The organism is Stutzerimonas sp. KH-1 (assembly GCF_054483855.1).
In genome coordinates this window covers 3,961,953-3,975,050 of sequence record NZ_CM137011.1, presented here as the reverse complement: position 1 = coordinate 3,975,050, position 13,098 = coordinate 3,961,953, and the positions used below count along the sequence as shown (strand labels likewise).

Genomic DNA, 13,098 nt, shown 5'->3' with positions numbered 1-13,098 from the left:
CGGCGTGGGCGGCAGCCGGTAACGGCTCAGGCGTACTCGTATGTCGGCAGTGCGGTACGGCTCTGGCTCTGCAGATGCGCGATGGATGGAGACATCCCGGCCTCCAGTGCCAGATCCCGGCGAACCGAGCTGACGACCCACTCCAGTTGAATCTTCGTCTGGGTCTGCCCCTTCGACAGCGCTCGCTTGACCAGCGTGCGGTCATCGTTGCGCAGGGTCAGCAGCAAGCCGCCATCCGGGCGTGGCTCGGTGAGTACTTCGAACTCAGGGAAAGCGGCAGTGAGGAATTGTTGTGCAGCGGTCATTGTTCTGTACTCCAGTAAAGTTCCAGCGAACATTACGGGAGCAGCGTTCGTGCCAATCGCGGGTTATTATTTTTATTCTTATAAAACAATGAGTTAAGTAAAACTCACATTTCATCCGACCGTGCAAAACGCAACATGAAGTGTGACGCAGCTTGCATTCTGCGGCCTGCGCTACCGCTAAGCCTTGCGCCAGACGCTCGCCAGCCAGGGCTGCTGGGCACGCGGCAAGCCGGCCGGACGATAGTAGTGTTCCAGCTCGGTGAAACCGGCAGCCAGCACCCGCTGGCGCCAGGCAGGCCAGTCGTACCAGACGCCGTAGCGGTCGCCGCTCCATCCTTCCTCGTTGTGACCGCGCGGATTGGAACAGAACAACACCCCGTCCGGCCTCAGGGTGTCGTGCAGCTGCGCCAGCACCCGAGGTAGCTCACTGCTGGGCACATGAAACAGCACCGCGTTGGCGAATACACCGTCGAACGACGTTGACGGCAGCTGCAGCTGCAAGAGGTCTTGCTGCCAGACCTCACAGCCGCTCTCGGCGCGGGCCATGTCGACGAATGCCTCTGTGCCATCCAGTCCTACGGCTACATGCCCTCGCGCCTTGAAAGCCCTGAGATCGCGCCCAGGACCGCAACCGAGATCAAGGATGCGCAGGGGAGGCTCGGCCCGAATGTGACGCAGAAGGGCATCAATGTTCTGGCTGACGTCATGTTCGCGCGTGCCCTCTCGAAAGGCCTGTGCATTGCTTCGGTAATGATCGAGCGTGCGCTGTGCCGCGCTCCACGGGTCGCTCATGGTCTCTCCTGCAAGAATGATCAAGGGCAACCCTAGCGCGGCTGGGCGCCGCGAGCCAGCCCACACGCTCCCAGCTGGGCGCCCCCGGCTAGGCGCCCCCGGCTAAGGTCGACATTGAGCGCAGTGCTGAAAGCGTCGAGTATGATCGCAAGCGTGCACCAGCGCACAGCGGCAGCCGACACGACGACCGTTCAGCCGCAGGACTGAAACTTGCAGCGCGTAACCTGTCGAAACCCTGTCCGGCTCCTTGCTACGGGCGGGCATGCAGCACGTAACGCAACATCGAGACCCACCATGAATCACGCCCTGCCAAAAATCGTACTGCTCGTCGAAGACGAGCCGCATATCCTCAGCCTGCTCTCGGATTATCTGGCCGGAGAGGGCTATCAGGTGCTGGAAGCGGACAGTGCGCCCAAGGCTTTCGAAATCCTGGCGACCAAGCCACATCTGGATCTGCTGGTCACCGACTTCCGCCTGCCGGGCAACGTCTCGGGGGTAATGATCGCCGAGCCCGCGCTCAAGCTGCGACCAGAGCTCAAGGTGATCTTCATCAGCGGCTACCCCATCGAGATCTACGAATCCGGCAGCCCCATCGCCCGCTCGGCGCCAGTGCTGGCCAAGCCCTTCGCGCTGGATACGCTGCGCTGCCAGATCCAGGAGCTGCTCGCCAGCTGAGTACTGCCGGCGCGCAGAAACGAAAAAGCCCGCATCAGCGGGCTTTTTCATGTCCGAGCGATCAGTTGATCTTCGGATCCAGCTCGCCATTGGCATAGCGCTGGAACATGCCTTCCAGCGAGATCGGCTTGATCTTGCTGGCATTGCCGGCAGTGCCGAAGGCTTCGTAGCGGGCGATGCAGATGTCGCGCATGGCGGCGACGGTCTTGGCCAGGTACTTGCGCGGGTCGAACTCGCTGGGGTTCTTCGCCAGGAACTCGCGGATCGCGCCGGTGGAGGCCAGACGCAGGTCGGTATCGATGTTGACCTTGCGCACGCCGTACTTGATGCCCTCGACGATCTCCTCGACCGGTACGCCGTAGGTTTCGCCGATCTCGCCGCCGTACTCGTTGATGATCTTCAGCCACTCCTGCGGCACCGACGAGGAACCGTGCATCACCAGATGGGTGTCCGGGATGCGCGCATGGATTTCCTTGATGCGCTGGATCGACAGCGTGTCGCCGGTCGGCGGCTTGGTGAACTTGTAGGCGCCGTGGCTGGTGCCGATGGCGATGGCCAGGGCGTCGACCTTGGTCTTGGCGACGAAGTCGGCAGCCTCTTCCGGATCGGTCAGCAGCTGGCTGTGATCGAGAACGCCCTCGGCGCCAACGCCATCTTCCTCACCGGCCATGCCGGTTTCCAGGCTGCCCAGGCAACCCAGCTCACCTTCCACGGAAACGCCGCAGGCATGGGCGAAAGCCACGGTCTGCTGGGTGACGCGCACGTTGTAGTCATAGTCGGCCGGGGTCTTGCCGTCTTCGCGCAGCGAGCCGTCCATCATCACCGAGGAGAAGCCGAGCTGGATCGAACGCTGGCAGACGTCCGGGCTGGTGCCGTGGTCCTGGTGCATGCACACCGGGATGTGCGGGAATTCTTCGATCGCCGCCAGGATCAGATGACGCAGGAACGGCGCACCGGCGTATTTGCGCGCACCGGCGGAAGCCTGGACGATCACCGGGGAATCGGTCTTGTCGGCCGCTTCCATGATGGCGCGCATCTGCTCGAGGTTGTTGACGTTGAAGGCCGGCACGCCGTAGCCGAACTCGGCGGCGTGGTCGAGCATCTGGCGCATGCTGATGAGTGCCATGTTTTCCTTTCTCCCGGTCTGGGTCGTTTGATCGTGTAGAGCCTGCCGCAGTGGCCGACGCTGTTCAAGCGCCGCACGCTGGGCGCGGCATTGTAGAGGCGGGAGCGACAAATGCCAGCGTCCCGCCAGCTTTCAATTGGTGCCTCGCAGCCGCGAGGCGTTCGCAACGTGTCGCCTAGAGGCTGATGAGCGATGCGCTGCAGCCGTGGGCCAGCACCTTGTCATCGGCGACGCGATACACCAGCGCCTGGTTGCCCTTGTCATGGAAGGCAACTACGCCATCGCTATAGAAAGTGCCATGCGTTGCAGGTTCCTTGCGCAATGTATGAATCCGCTCGCTGTCGCCGATCTTCAGATCGATGACGTTGCGTTCGGCATTGGCATAGCGCCAGGCGATGTGCTGCTGGCTCTGGCACTTCCAGCGCACGAACGGTGCGTCCGGGCCGGACTGCCAGTGCCCGCAGCCGCCGAGCAGCAGCCCGGCGAGCAGCATGGGCAAGCCTTTGTTCATTCCATCTCCTTGGGAGTCAGTCGGGGCAGTCCTGCAGACCACCCTGGGCGACAGTCGGATCGCCGGTGGCCTGCATCTCAACGCGCTGGTCGTGTTCGGCGGTCGGGCCAAGCACCGGCGGCGGGTCGAGCACCTGACAGGCGGTATCCGGTGAATTGCCGGCGCAACCGGCCAGGCCCAGGAAACAAACGGCAACAGCGATGTAGCGCATGGCGAATCCCCTTTCCTTGTTCCGATAAGAACAAAGACCACGGCGAGCCGCCGGGGTTGCCGCTTGCATCAGCGGGCAGCCAGTACCGAGGACGACACTGGCTGCCCGATCGGTATCAGCTGGCGCGCTGTTCCAGCACCTCGACCGCCGGCAGCACCTTGCCCTCGACGAACTCGAGGAAAGCGCCGCCACCGGTGGAAATGTAGGAGATCTGCTCGGCCACACCGTACTTGTCGATGGCCGCCAGGGTGTCGCCACCGCCGGCGATGGAGAACGCCGGGCTCTGGGCGATGGCCTGGGCCAGCACCTTGGTGCCGTTGCCGAACTGGTCGAACTCGAACACGCCCACCGGACCGTTCCACAGAATGGTCTGCGAAGCCTTGAGCATCTCGCCGAACATGGCTGCGGTCTTCGGCCCGATGTCCAGGATCATGTCGTCGTCGGCGACGTCGGCGATGGCCTTGACCGTGGCCTCGGCGCTCTCGGCGAACTCCTTGGCGACCACCACATCCACTGGCAGCGGCACGGCGACCTTGGCCGCGATGGCCTTGGCGGTGTCGATCAAATCGGCCTCGTGCAGCGACTTGCCGACCTTGTAGCCGGCCGCGGCGAGGAAGGTGTTGGCGATGCCGCCGCCGACGATCAGCTGGTCGCAGATGTCGGCCAGCGAGGTCAACACGTCGAGCTTGGTCGATACCTTGGAGCCGGCGACGATGGCCACCATCGGCCGCTGCGGCTTGTCCAGCGCCTTGCCCAGCGCGTCCAGCTCGGCGGCCAGCAGCGGGCCGGCACAGGCGACCTTGGCGAACTTGGCCACGCCATGAGTCGAGCCTTGGGCACGGTGGGCGGTGCCGAAGGCGTCCATGACGAAGACGTCGCAGAGGGCAGCGTACTGCTGCGCCAGCTCGTCGGTGTTCTTCTTCTCGCCCTTGTTGAAGCGCACGTTCTCCAGCAGGACCAGCTCACCCGGCTTGACCTCGACACCGTCCAGGTAATCCTTGACCAGCGGCACCTCACGGCCGAGGGCCTTGGAGAGGTAGTCGGCGACCGGCTTGAGGCTGTCTTCCTCACTGTAGACGCCCTCTTCCGGACGGCCCAGGTGCGAGCAGACCAGCACCGCGGCGCCTTTTTCCAGCGCCAGCTTGATGGTCGGCAACGAAGCCAGGATGCGCGCATCGCTCTTCACCGCGCCATCCTTCACCGGCACGTTGAGGTCCTCGCGGATCAGCACGCGCTTACCCTGGAGGTCGAGATCGGTCATCTTCAAAACGGTCATGTTGGTCTTCCTTAAGGTCGAGAAGCAGCGATGTTGCAAGCGCGTGCCGCTACGGGCGATGGGCCACGCGCAGGTAATGGTCGGTGACGTCGAGCATGCGGTTGGCGAACCCCCATTCGTTGTCGAACCAGGCCAGCAGGTTCACCAGGCGCGGGCCGGAGGCACGGGTCAGGCTGCCGTCGACGATCGCCGAATGCGGGTCGTGGTTGAAGTCGCAACTGGCATGCGGCAACTCCGTGTAGGCCAGCAACCCCTGCAACGGGCCGCTTTCGGCAGCCTCGCGCAGCACCTTGTTGATGGTCTGCGCATCGGTATCGCGCGCCGTCTGCAGCGTGATGTCCAGGCAGGAGACGTTCACCGTCGGCACCCGCACGGCTTTGGCCTGAATCCGCCCGGAGAGTTCCGGCAGCAGGCGTTCGATGCCTTTTGCCAGGCCGGTGGACACCGGAATCACCGACTGGAAGGCCGAGCGGGTGCGGCGCAGGTCATCGTGATGGTAGGCGTCGATCACCGGCTGGTCGTTCATCGCCGAGTGGATGGTGGTGATCGAGGCGAACTCGATGCCCACCGCATCGTTGAGCAGCTTGAGCAACGGCACACCGCAGTTGGTGGTGCAGGAAGCGTTGGACACCAGCCGCTCGGAACCCGTCAGCTGCCCCTGATTGATGCCCATGACCACCGTGGCGTCGACATCCGCCGCACTGGCCATCGGTTGGGAAAACAGTACCCGCGGCACACCCGCCGCAATGAAGCGCTCGCCATCGGCACGGCTGGTATACGCGCCGGAGCACTCCAGCACCAGATCGACGTCGAGCGCGCGCCAATCGATAGCTTCCGGGGTCGACTCGCGCAGCACCTTCACGCAGTGCCCGTTCAGATGCAGGCAATCGCCGTCCACGCCCACTTCGCCGGGGAAACGACCATGAGTGGAATCGAAGCGGGTGAGGTATTCCAGGCTGGCCATGTCGGCCAGGTCGTTGAGGGCAACGAACTGGAAATCGAAGGCAGCGCCGCGCTCATAGAAGGCACGCAGCACGCAGCGACCGATGCGGCCGTAACCGTTGAGGGCGACGCGATAGGGACGGGCATTGGCCATGGGAGTCGTCGGTCCTGGCGGTGGAAAACCGCTGCGCGGGTTTTCCACCCTACGCAAGGTGGCGTGACGTAGGGTGGATGACCAGAGTCATCCACCGCCGCTCGATTCAGTCTTCCAGCAGCTCTTCGGCCACCGAGAGGATGTTGTCGACGGTGAAGCCGAATTCCTCGAACAGCTGACCGGCCGGAGCCGACTCGCCGTAGGTGGTCATGCCGATGATGCGGCCGTCGAGACCGACGTACTTGTACCAGTAGTCCGCATGGGCCGCCTCGATGGCGATGCGCGCACCGACTTCCACCGGCAGTACCTGCTGCTTGTAGGCCGCGTCCTGGGCGTCGAACACGCTGGTGCAGGGCATCGAGACGACGCGCACCTTGCGGCCCTGCTCGGTCAGCTTGTCGGCAGCCTGCACCGCCAGGCTGACTTCCGAACCGGTGGCGATCAGGATCAGCTCCGGCTCGCCGGCGCAGTTCTTCAGGATGTAGCCGCCGCGGGCGATGGCCGCTTCGGTTTCATTGTCGCGCACATGGAACGGCAGGTTCTGCCGCGAGAAGATCAGCGCGCTCGGACCGTCCTTGCGCTCGACCGCGTGCTTCCAGGCCACCGCGGACTCGACCGTGTCGGCCGGACGCCAGGTATCCAGGTTCGGCGTGGTGCGCAGGGCGACCAGCTGCTCGACCGGCTGGTGGGTCGGGCCGTCTTCGCCGAGGCCGATGGAGTCGTGGGTGAACACGTAGATCACCCGCTGCTTCATCAGCGCCGACATGCGCACGGCGTTGCGTGCGTATTCCATGAACATCAGGAAGGTCGCGCCGTAGGGGATCAGGCCGCCGTGCAGGGCGACGCCGTTCATGATCGCGGCCATGCCGAACTCGCGCACGCCGTAATACATGTAGTTGCCCGAAGCATCCTCGGCCACCACCGGCTTGCAGCCCTTCCACAGGGTCAGGTTGGAGCCGGCCAGGTCCGCCGAGCCGCCAAGCAGCTCCGGCAGCAGCGGGCCGAAGGCGTTCAGGCAGTTCTGGCTGGCCTTGCGGCTGGCGATGGTCTCGCCCTTGGTGGCGACTTCACGGATGAACTCGCTGGCCTTCTCGGCGAAGTCGGCCGGCAGCTCGCCGGCCATGCGGCGTTTGAATTCAGCGGCCAGTGCTGGGAATTCGGTCTCGTAGGCAGCGAAGCGCTTGTTCCACTCGTTTTCCGCATCGGCGCCCTTCTGCTTGGCATCCCACTCGGCGTAGATCTCGGCGGGGATTTCGAACGGCGGGTGGTTCCAGCCCAGCGCTTCGCGGGTCAGGGCGATTTCGGCATCGCCCAGGGCAGCGCCGTGGGACTCTTCCTTGCCCTGCTTGTTCGGAGAGCCGAAGCCGATGATGGTCTTGCAGCAGATCAGTGTCGGCTGGTCGCTCTTGCGCGCGGTTTCCAGCGCCATCTGAATCTCGTCGGCGTCATGGCCGTCGACATTGCGGATCACCTGCCAGCCGTAGGCCTCGAAGCGGCGCGGGGTGTCGTCGGTGAACCAGCCATGCACCTCGCCATCGATGGAGATGCCGTTGTCATCGTAGAAGGCGATCAGCTTGTTCAGCGCCAAGGTACCGGCCAGCGAGCAGACCTCGTGGCTGATGCCTTCCATCATGCAGCCGTCGCCGAGGAACACGTAGGTGTTGTGGTCGACGATCTCGTGGCCGGGGCGGTTGAACTGCGCGGCCATGACCTTCTCCGCCAGGGCGAAGCCGACCGCGTTGGCCAGACCCTGACCCAGCGGGCCGGTGGTGGTCTCGACGCCGGCGGTGTAGCCGAACTCCGGGTGGCCCGGGGTCTTGCTGTGCAGCTGGCGGAAGTTCTTCAGGTCATCGATGGACAGATCGTAGCCGGTCAGGTGCAGCAGCGAGTAGATCAGCATCGAGCCATGGCCGTTGGACAGCACGAAGCGGTCGCGGTCGGCCCACTGCGGGTTGGTCGGGCTGTGCTTCAGGTGGTCGCGCCAGAGCACTTCGGCGATGTCCGCCATGCCCATGGGGGCACCGGGATGGCCGCTGTTGGCTTTCTGCACGGCATCCATGCTGAGTGCGCGGATGGCATTGGCTCGCTCACGACGGCTGGGCATCGCTGAATCTCCTGCGGGGGTGTACCTGGAAAAAGGCGGCCATTTTCCCCTACCGAGGGTGGCCGGGGCAATGACTGAATGGCCTGGCAAGCACCGTCAATCCAACAGCTCGATGCCCTGCCCGGTGACATCCGGCAGGTGCTCGAGCAGATAGTCGCGCATGCGCGTCAAGGTGGAAGACTCGTTGTCGCCGGCCGGCCAGACCAGGTAGTAGCTGTCGCCGGATTTGACCGCCTGCCCGAACGGCAGCACCAGGCTGCCGCGTTGCAGCTCGGCGCCGACCAACGCCAGATCACCGATCGACACGCCATGCCCCTGGGCAGCGGCGGAGATGCCCAGCTCCAGGGTGTCGAACAGCTTGCCCTGCTGCCAGGCGACCTCATCCGCCCGCCCGGTGCGCTGCAGCCAGCGCCGCCAGTCACGGCAGTCGCGCGACGGATGGATCAGCTCGGCCTGCGCCAGCTGCTGTGTGCTCCACGGCGCGGCCCCGAGCAGCTCGGGCGCACAGACCGGCACCAGCCACTCATCGAATAGCTTGACCCGGCGCCAGTCGGCGGGAAAGCCGCCATTGCCGAGCAGGATCGCGCAGTCGAACGGCTCGCTGTGGAAGTCCACGGCGTCCAGGTCCATCCAGGCGCTGGTCAGCTGCACGCGGTTCTGCGGGTTGGCCACCTGGAAGCCTTCCAGCGTGGCGAGCAGCCAGCGCATGGTCAGCGTCGAGGGCGCCTTGAGACGCAACGCGCCGCGCTGTCGGGTAACCGCGACGCAGGCATTCTCGATGGTCCGAAACCCGACCCTCAGCTCCTGCGCCAGCAAACGACCGGCATCGGTCAGGAGCAGCCGCGGACCGTGGCGTTCGAACAACTGGCAGCCGAGGTGCTCTTCCAACGTCTTCACATGCCGACTGATCGCGCTCTGCGTGATGAACAGGCTCTGCGCCGCCTGGGTGAAGGAGCCGAAACGCGCCGCCGCCTCGAAGGCCCGTAGGGCATAGAGCGGCGGCATGCGCAGCGATTCAGCCGCTCCGTCATGCATGACTTTCACTCATGCTTCCTCCTCGTTTTTTCCGTTTTTCATCGCATTCGCCGCCGCCAATACTGCGCCAGCACAAGGCTCAAGGCCAATACCGGGCCACCGCCTGTCATCGCCCAGCAACAATAAAACTCAGGGAACGACGCATGCAAAACGATCATTACGAGCGGCTTCTGGCCAACGCGGTGGCACAAGGGGCACTGCGCCATGAGCAGATCGGTCAGATCATCAACTTCCGCCTGTTCGGCAACAAGCAAGGCTTCCTGCTGCTGGAAAACCTGCCGATCGGCGATATCCCGCCCACGCCCGTCAGCCGCGAGGACATTCGCAAACCGGACGACAGCAGCGAACGCCTGCTGCTGCAGGCGACCGCCCTGCTCGGCGAGCCGATCGGCTACACCCAGGAGTCCGACGGCTGCATCGTCAACAATTTCTTCCCGCAACAGGCGCTGTCGCGGGCGGCCACCTCCGACAGTTTCGACACCGAACTGGACCTGCACACGGAAAACGCCTTCCATGCCGTCCTGCCCGATCATCTGGTTCTGCTCTGCCTGCGCCAGGACCCGGCAGCCGAAGCGGTGACCTACATCGCCTCGATCGAGCGCATCCTGCAGCGCCTGACCTTCGAGGAGCAGGCATTCTTTCTCACCGAGCCATACAACTTCCTCTCCGACTACGGACCGACTTCGAAGAACCAGCGCATCGACATCAATCGCCATCAGACGGTGCTCTACGGTGATCCGGATGCGCCGTTCTTCCGCTTCGACCCACACTTCATGCAGGCCTTCAGCAACCGTGCCCAGCAGCTGCTGGACAAACTGCGCAGCATCGCCTGGGACGTGGTCGAGCCGGTACGGCTGAATCGTGGCGACCTGCTGATCATCGACAATCGCCGCACCGCCCATGCGCGCAGCCCGTTCAGCGCCCGCTTCGACGGCAGCGACCGCTGGATACAGCGGGCATTCGCCATTTCCAATCCGAACTTCTACACCGAGCGCCTGGGCAACCGCAGCCGGGTCTTCGGCCTGGTGACCGAACTATGAACGCCACCTACCTCGCCTTTGCCGCCGCCGTTGCCCTGCTGATCGCCTCGCCCGGCCCCGTCGTCGCCCTGGTGGTGGCCGACGCCCGCCGCCGCTGGCCGCTGTGGACGATTCTCGGTGGCGTGGTATCGGCCCAGGTACTGATGATCGCCGCGCTGGTGATGATCTACCTGGCGCTGGACCTGCAACCGATCGTGCTCGAGGCCGGCCAGATCCTTGGCGGGCTCTACCTTATCTGGCTCGGCTGCGACGGCCTGTGCGGCGGCCGCAGCGACACCGCCACGCCAACCCGCAGTGAAGCGCACTATTTCTGGCGGGCCATGGCGGTGGGCCTGTCCAACCCGAAGGACATCCTGTTTTTCCTCGCCTTTCTGCCCGGCTTCATCCTGCCCGCGCAGCCGTTCGCGCCGCAGGCGACAGTGCTCATCCTGATCTGGGCAATCATCGACCTGAGCATCCTGCTCACCTATAGCCTGCTGTCGCGTCGCCTGGCAGGCGAAGGGCTGATCCAGCGTCTGCTGGATATCCTGCCCAACTACTTCCTCATCGGCCTGGGTCTGGTTTCCTGCACCCTCGGACTGTCCCGCCTGCTGCATTGACCCTGCGCCAGCAAGGGCAATATCAAAACTTTTTGATATTGCCCTTGCTGGGTGAAAACGGTCCGACTAGACTTCGCGGCCTATGAGCCTGCGCTTTCCCCAGATCCGTTACGACGCCAGTGACCAGCTCGCCGCCCTGTGCAAGGCCGGCGGCGATGCGCTGCGGCTGAACGTGCTGCGCGCGTTGGCCAGCGATTCGTTCGGCGTGCTGGAGCTGGCGCAGATCTTCGCCACCGGCCAGTCGGGAATGAGCCATCACCTCAAGGTGCTGACCCAGGCCGGGCTGCTGGCGACCCGCCGCGAAGGCAATGCCGTGTTCTACCGGCGCAGCCTGCCGCAGCTCGACAGCCTCGGCGGCAGGCTGCATGCGGCGCTGCTGGAAGAAGCGGACCGCCTGGAGCTGCCGCGCGAGATCGAGGCGCGCATCGCCGCCGTGCACGCCCAGCGCAGTGCCGCCAGCGAGGATTTCTTCGCGCGCATGGCCGACAGCTTCCAGGCCCGCCAGGATCTGATCGCCGGCCTGCCGCAGTACCGCGACAGCGTGGTGGCCCTGCTCGACGCGCTGAACTTCACTGCCGGCGCCACGGCGCTGGAAGTCGGCCCCGGCGACGGCAGCTTCCTGCCGGAACTGGCCGGCCGCTTCGCCCGCGTCGTGGCGCTGGACAACAGCCCGGCCATGCTCGACCTGGCGCGTGCCCGCTGCGAACAGGAGGGGCTCGACAACGTCGAGCTGAAGCTCGCCGACGCACTGCACGACGACTGCCGGCCAGCCGACTGTGTGGTGTTGAACATGGTGCTGCATCACCTGGCAGCGCCGGGCGAAGCGATGAAACAACTGGCACGGCTGGTGAACGCAGGCGGTAGTCTGCTGGTCACGGAGCTGTGCAGCCACAACCAGAGTTGGGCCAGGGAGGCCTGCGGCGATCTCTGGTTGGGCTTCGAACAGGACGATCTGGCCCGTTGGGCCGATGCCGCGGGGCTCACGCCCGGCGAGAGCCTCTACATTGGCTTGAAAAACGGTTTTCAGATCCAGGCCCGGTGCTTCTCCCGGTCCGCTCCTGACGACCGACTCACCCACCGGTAATAGGAAACCGATAGATGAGCGAATACTCGATTTTCACCTCCGAGTCCGTGTCCGAAGGGCATCCGGACAAGATCGCCGATCAGATCTCCGATGCGGTGCTCGACGCCATCATCGCCGAGGACAAGCACGCCCGCGTGGCCTGCGAAACCCTGGTCAAGACCGGTGTAGCCATCGTCGCCGGTGAAGTGACCACCAGCGCCTGGGTCGATCTGGAGCAGCTGGTCCGCGACGTCATCGTCGACATCGGCTACAACAGCTCGGAAGTCGGTTTCGACGGCGCCACCTGCGGCATCATCAACATCATCGGCAAGCAGTCGGTGGATATCGCCCAGGGCGTCGACCGCACCAAGCCGGAAGACCAGGGTGCCGGCGACCAGGGCCTGATGTTCGGCTACGCCAGCAACGAGACCGACGTGCTGATGCCGGCGCCGATCCGCTTCTCCCATGCCCTGGTCGAGCGCCAGGCCGAGGCACGCAAGAACGGCCTGCTGCCGTGGCTGCGTCCGGACGCCAAGAGCCAGGTCACCTGCCGCTACGAGAACGGCAAGGTCGCCGGTATCGATGCCGTGGTGCTGTCGACCCAGCACAACCCCGACGTCAAGCAGAGCGACCTGCGCGAAGCGGTGATGGAGCTGATCATCAAGCACAGCCTGCCGGCAGAGTTGCTGCACAAGGACACCCAGTACCACATCAACCCGACCGGCCAATTCGTCATCGGCGGCCCGGTCGGCGACTGCGGCCTGACCGGTCGCAAGATCATCGTCGATACCTACGGCGGCATGGCCCGCCACGGCGGCGGCGCCTTCTCCGGCAAGGACCCGTCCAAGGTCGACCGCAGCGCCGCCTATGCCGGCCGCTACGTGGCGAAGAACATCGTCGCCGCCGGCCTCGCCGATCGCTGCGAGATCCAGGTGTCCTACGCTATCGGCGTGGCCCAGCCGACCTCCATCTCGCTGAACACCTTCGGCACCGGCAAGCTCAGCGACGAGAAGATCATCGCCCTGGTGCGCGAGCACTTCGACCTGCGCCCCTACGCGATCACTCGCATGCTCGACCTGCTGCATCCGATGTATCGCGCCACCGCCGCCTACGGCCACTTCGGCCGCAATCCCTACGAAATGACGGTGGGTGCCGACACCTTCACCGCCTTCACCTGGGAGCGCACCGACAAGGCCGACGCACTGCGTGCTGCAGCGGGGTTGTAACTAACCAACCCACGCAGCAGCCAAAGCCCCGCCGGCCAT

Annotated in this window: 14 protein-coding genes; 5 read left to right on the top strand and 9 right to left on the bottom strand. The window is 64.7% G+C overall.

Translation table 11 applies throughout. The annotated features are described in order from the left end of the window. Positions 1–26: 26 nt before the first annotated feature. Together ACX1DW_RS19075 and ACX1DW_RS19070 are read right to left on the bottom strand one after the other, a co-directional pair. Positions 27–305 carry a DUF3509 domain-containing protein gene (locus tag ACX1DW_RS19075; RefSeq protein WP_063540732.1) on the bottom strand — a complete coding sequence of 93 codons (279 nt, stop codon included), beginning with the start codon at positions 303–305 and terminating at the stop codon, positions 27–29. Positions 306–482: 177 nt separating this feature from the next. Further along, positions 483–1,097 carry a class I SAM-dependent methyltransferase gene (locus tag ACX1DW_RS19070; RefSeq protein WP_458992144.1) on the bottom strand — a complete coding sequence of 205 codons (615 nt, stop codon included), beginning with the start codon at positions 1,095–1,097 and terminating at the stop codon, positions 483–485. Positions 1,098–1,391: 294 nt separating this feature from the next. Between ACX1DW_RS19070 and ACX1DW_RS19065 the strand changes: the two genes are divergently transcribed. After that, on the top strand, positions 1,392–1,772 hold the full coding sequence (locus tag ACX1DW_RS19065) for a response regulator (protein ID WP_063540730.1): 381 nt from the start codon (positions 1,392–1,394) through the stop codon (positions 1,770–1,772). A gap of 61 nt (positions 1,773–1,833) precedes the next feature. Here the strand turns inward: ACX1DW_RS19065 and fba are convergent, their stop codons facing one another. The 7 genes from fba to ACX1DW_RS19030 form a co-directional block, all read right to left on the bottom strand. Next, the gene (gene fba, locus ACX1DW_RS19060; RefSeq protein ID WP_133455413.1) at positions 1,834–2,898 is read right to left on the bottom strand and encodes a class II fructose-bisphosphate aldolase; all 1,065 of its coding nucleotides are present in this window, start codon (positions 2,896–2,898) and stop codon (positions 1,834–1,836) included. 175 nt (positions 2,899–3,073) lie between these two features. Beyond that, the gene (locus ACX1DW_RS19055) at positions 3,074–3,409 is read right to left on the bottom strand and encodes an MliC family protein (RefSeq protein WP_133455412.1); all 336 of its coding nucleotides are present in this window, start codon (positions 3,407–3,409) and stop codon (positions 3,074–3,076) included. Between the two features lie 16 nt (positions 3,410–3,425). Next, on the bottom strand, positions 3,426–3,620 hold the full coding sequence (locus tag ACX1DW_RS19050; protein ID WP_458992143.1) for a hypothetical protein: 195 nt from the start codon (positions 3,618–3,620) through the stop codon (positions 3,426–3,428). 115 nt (positions 3,621–3,735) lie between these two features. Continuing rightward, entirely contained in the window at positions 3,736–4,896 is a 1,161-nt protein-coding gene (locus ACX1DW_RS19045) for a phosphoglycerate kinase (protein ID WP_102838867.1), read from the bottom strand. 49 nt (positions 4,897–4,945) lie between these two features. Further along, positions 4,946–5,992 carry an erythrose-4-phosphate dehydrogenase gene (gene epd / locus ACX1DW_RS19040; protein WP_133455409.1) on the bottom strand — a complete coding sequence of 349 codons (1,047 nt, stop codon included), beginning with the start codon at positions 5,990–5,992 and terminating at the stop codon, positions 4,946–4,948. 106 nt (positions 5,993–6,098) lie between these two features. Continuing rightward, complete coding sequence (tkt, locus tag ACX1DW_RS19035; RefSeq protein WP_208216937.1) at positions 6,099–8,096, bottom strand: transketolase; 1,998 nt, start codon at positions 8,094–8,096, stop codon at positions 6,099–6,101. Positions 8,097–8,192: 96 nt separating this feature from the next. Next, positions 8,193–9,131 (bottom strand): LysR substrate-binding domain-containing protein, encoded by a 939-nt coding sequence (locus ACX1DW_RS19030; protein WP_011914928.1) that lies wholly within the window; start codon positions 9,129–9,131, stop codon positions 8,193–8,195. A 143-nt stretch (positions 9,132–9,274) separates the two neighbouring features. Here ACX1DW_RS19030 and ACX1DW_RS19025 point away from each other — a divergent pair, with 143 nt between their 5' ends. The 4 genes from ACX1DW_RS19025 (at position 9,275) to metK (ending at position 13,059) form a co-directional block, all read left to right on the top strand. Then, a complete protein-coding gene (locus ACX1DW_RS19025; protein ID WP_110778856.1) occupies positions 9,275–10,171 on the top strand; it encodes a TauD/TfdA family dioxygenase in 897 nt (298 codons plus the stop codon). After that, on the top strand, positions 10,168–10,770 hold the full coding sequence (locus tag ACX1DW_RS19020; RefSeq protein ID WP_133455407.1) for a LysE family translocator: 603 nt from the start codon (positions 10,168–10,170) through the stop codon (positions 10,768–10,770). Before ACX1DW_RS19025 ends, ACX1DW_RS19020 begins: the two co-directional genes overlap by 4 nt. Before the next feature lie 82 nt (positions 10,771–10,852). Next, a complete protein-coding gene (locus tag ACX1DW_RS19015; protein WP_458992142.1) occupies positions 10,853–11,854 on the top strand; it encodes an ArsR/SmtB family transcription factor in 1,002 nt (333 codons plus the stop codon). Positions 11,855–11,868: 14 nt separating this feature from the next. Continuing rightward, positions 11,869–13,059 (top strand): methionine adenosyltransferase, encoded by a 1,191-nt coding sequence (gene metK, locus ACX1DW_RS19010; RefSeq protein WP_125872061.1) that lies wholly within the window; start codon positions 11,869–11,871, stop codon positions 13,057–13,059. Positions 13,060–13,098 lie beyond the last annotated feature (39 nt).

What these genes read in the sequence shown, in the direction of transcription:
- ACX1DW_RS19075 (WP_063540732.1), bottom strand. Translation starts at nt 305, where the DNA reads ATGACCGCTGCACAACAATTCCTCACTGCCGCTTTCCCTGAGTTCGAA.
- ACX1DW_RS19070 (WP_458992144.1), bottom strand. Translation starts at nt 1,097, where the DNA reads ATGAGCGACCCGTGGAGCGCGGCACAGCGCACGCTCGATCATTACCGA.
- ACX1DW_RS19065 (WP_063540730.1), top strand. Translation starts at nt 1,392, where the DNA reads ATGAATCACGCCCTGCCAAAAATCGTACTGCTCGTCGAAGACGAGCCG.
- fba (WP_133455413.1), bottom strand. Translation starts at nt 2,898, where the DNA reads ATGGCACTCATCAGCATGCGCCAGATGCTCGACCACGCCGCCGAGTTC.
- ACX1DW_RS19055 (WP_133455412.1), bottom strand. Translation starts at nt 3,409, where the DNA reads ATGAACAAAGGCTTGCCCATGCTGCTCGCCGGGCTGCTGCTCGGCGGC.
- ACX1DW_RS19050 (WP_458992143.1), bottom strand. Translation starts at nt 3,620, where the DNA reads ATGCGCTACATCGCTGTTGCCGTTTGTTTCCTGGGCCTGGCCGGTTGC.
- ACX1DW_RS19045 (WP_102838867.1), bottom strand. Translation starts at nt 4,896, where the DNA reads ATGACCGTTTTGAAGATGACCGATCTCGACCTCCAGGGTAAGCGCGTG.
- epd (WP_133455409.1), bottom strand. Translation starts at nt 5,992, where the DNA reads ATGGCCAATGCCCGTCCCTATCGCGTCGCCCTCAACGGTTACGGCCGC.
- tkt (WP_208216937.1), bottom strand. Translation starts at nt 8,096, where the DNA reads ATGCCCAGCCGTCGTGAGCGAGCCAATGCCATCCGCGCACTCAGCATG.
- ACX1DW_RS19030 (WP_011914928.1), bottom strand. Translation starts at nt 9,131, where the DNA reads ATGCATGACGGAGCGGCTGAATCGCTGCGCATGCCGCCGCTCTATGCC.
- ACX1DW_RS19025 (WP_110778856.1), top strand. Translation starts at nt 9,275, where the DNA reads ATGCAAAACGATCATTACGAGCGGCTTCTGGCCAACGCGGTGGCACAA.
- ACX1DW_RS19020 (WP_133455407.1), top strand. Translation starts at nt 10,168, where the DNA reads ATGAACGCCACCTACCTCGCCTTTGCCGCCGCCGTTGCCCTGCTGATC.
- ACX1DW_RS19015 (WP_458992142.1), top strand. Translation starts at nt 10,853, where the DNA reads ATGAGCCTGCGCTTTCCCCAGATCCGTTACGACGCCAGTGACCAGCTC.
- metK (WP_125872061.1), top strand. Translation starts at nt 11,869, where the DNA reads ATGAGCGAATACTCGATTTTCACCTCCGAGTCCGTGTCCGAAGGGCAT.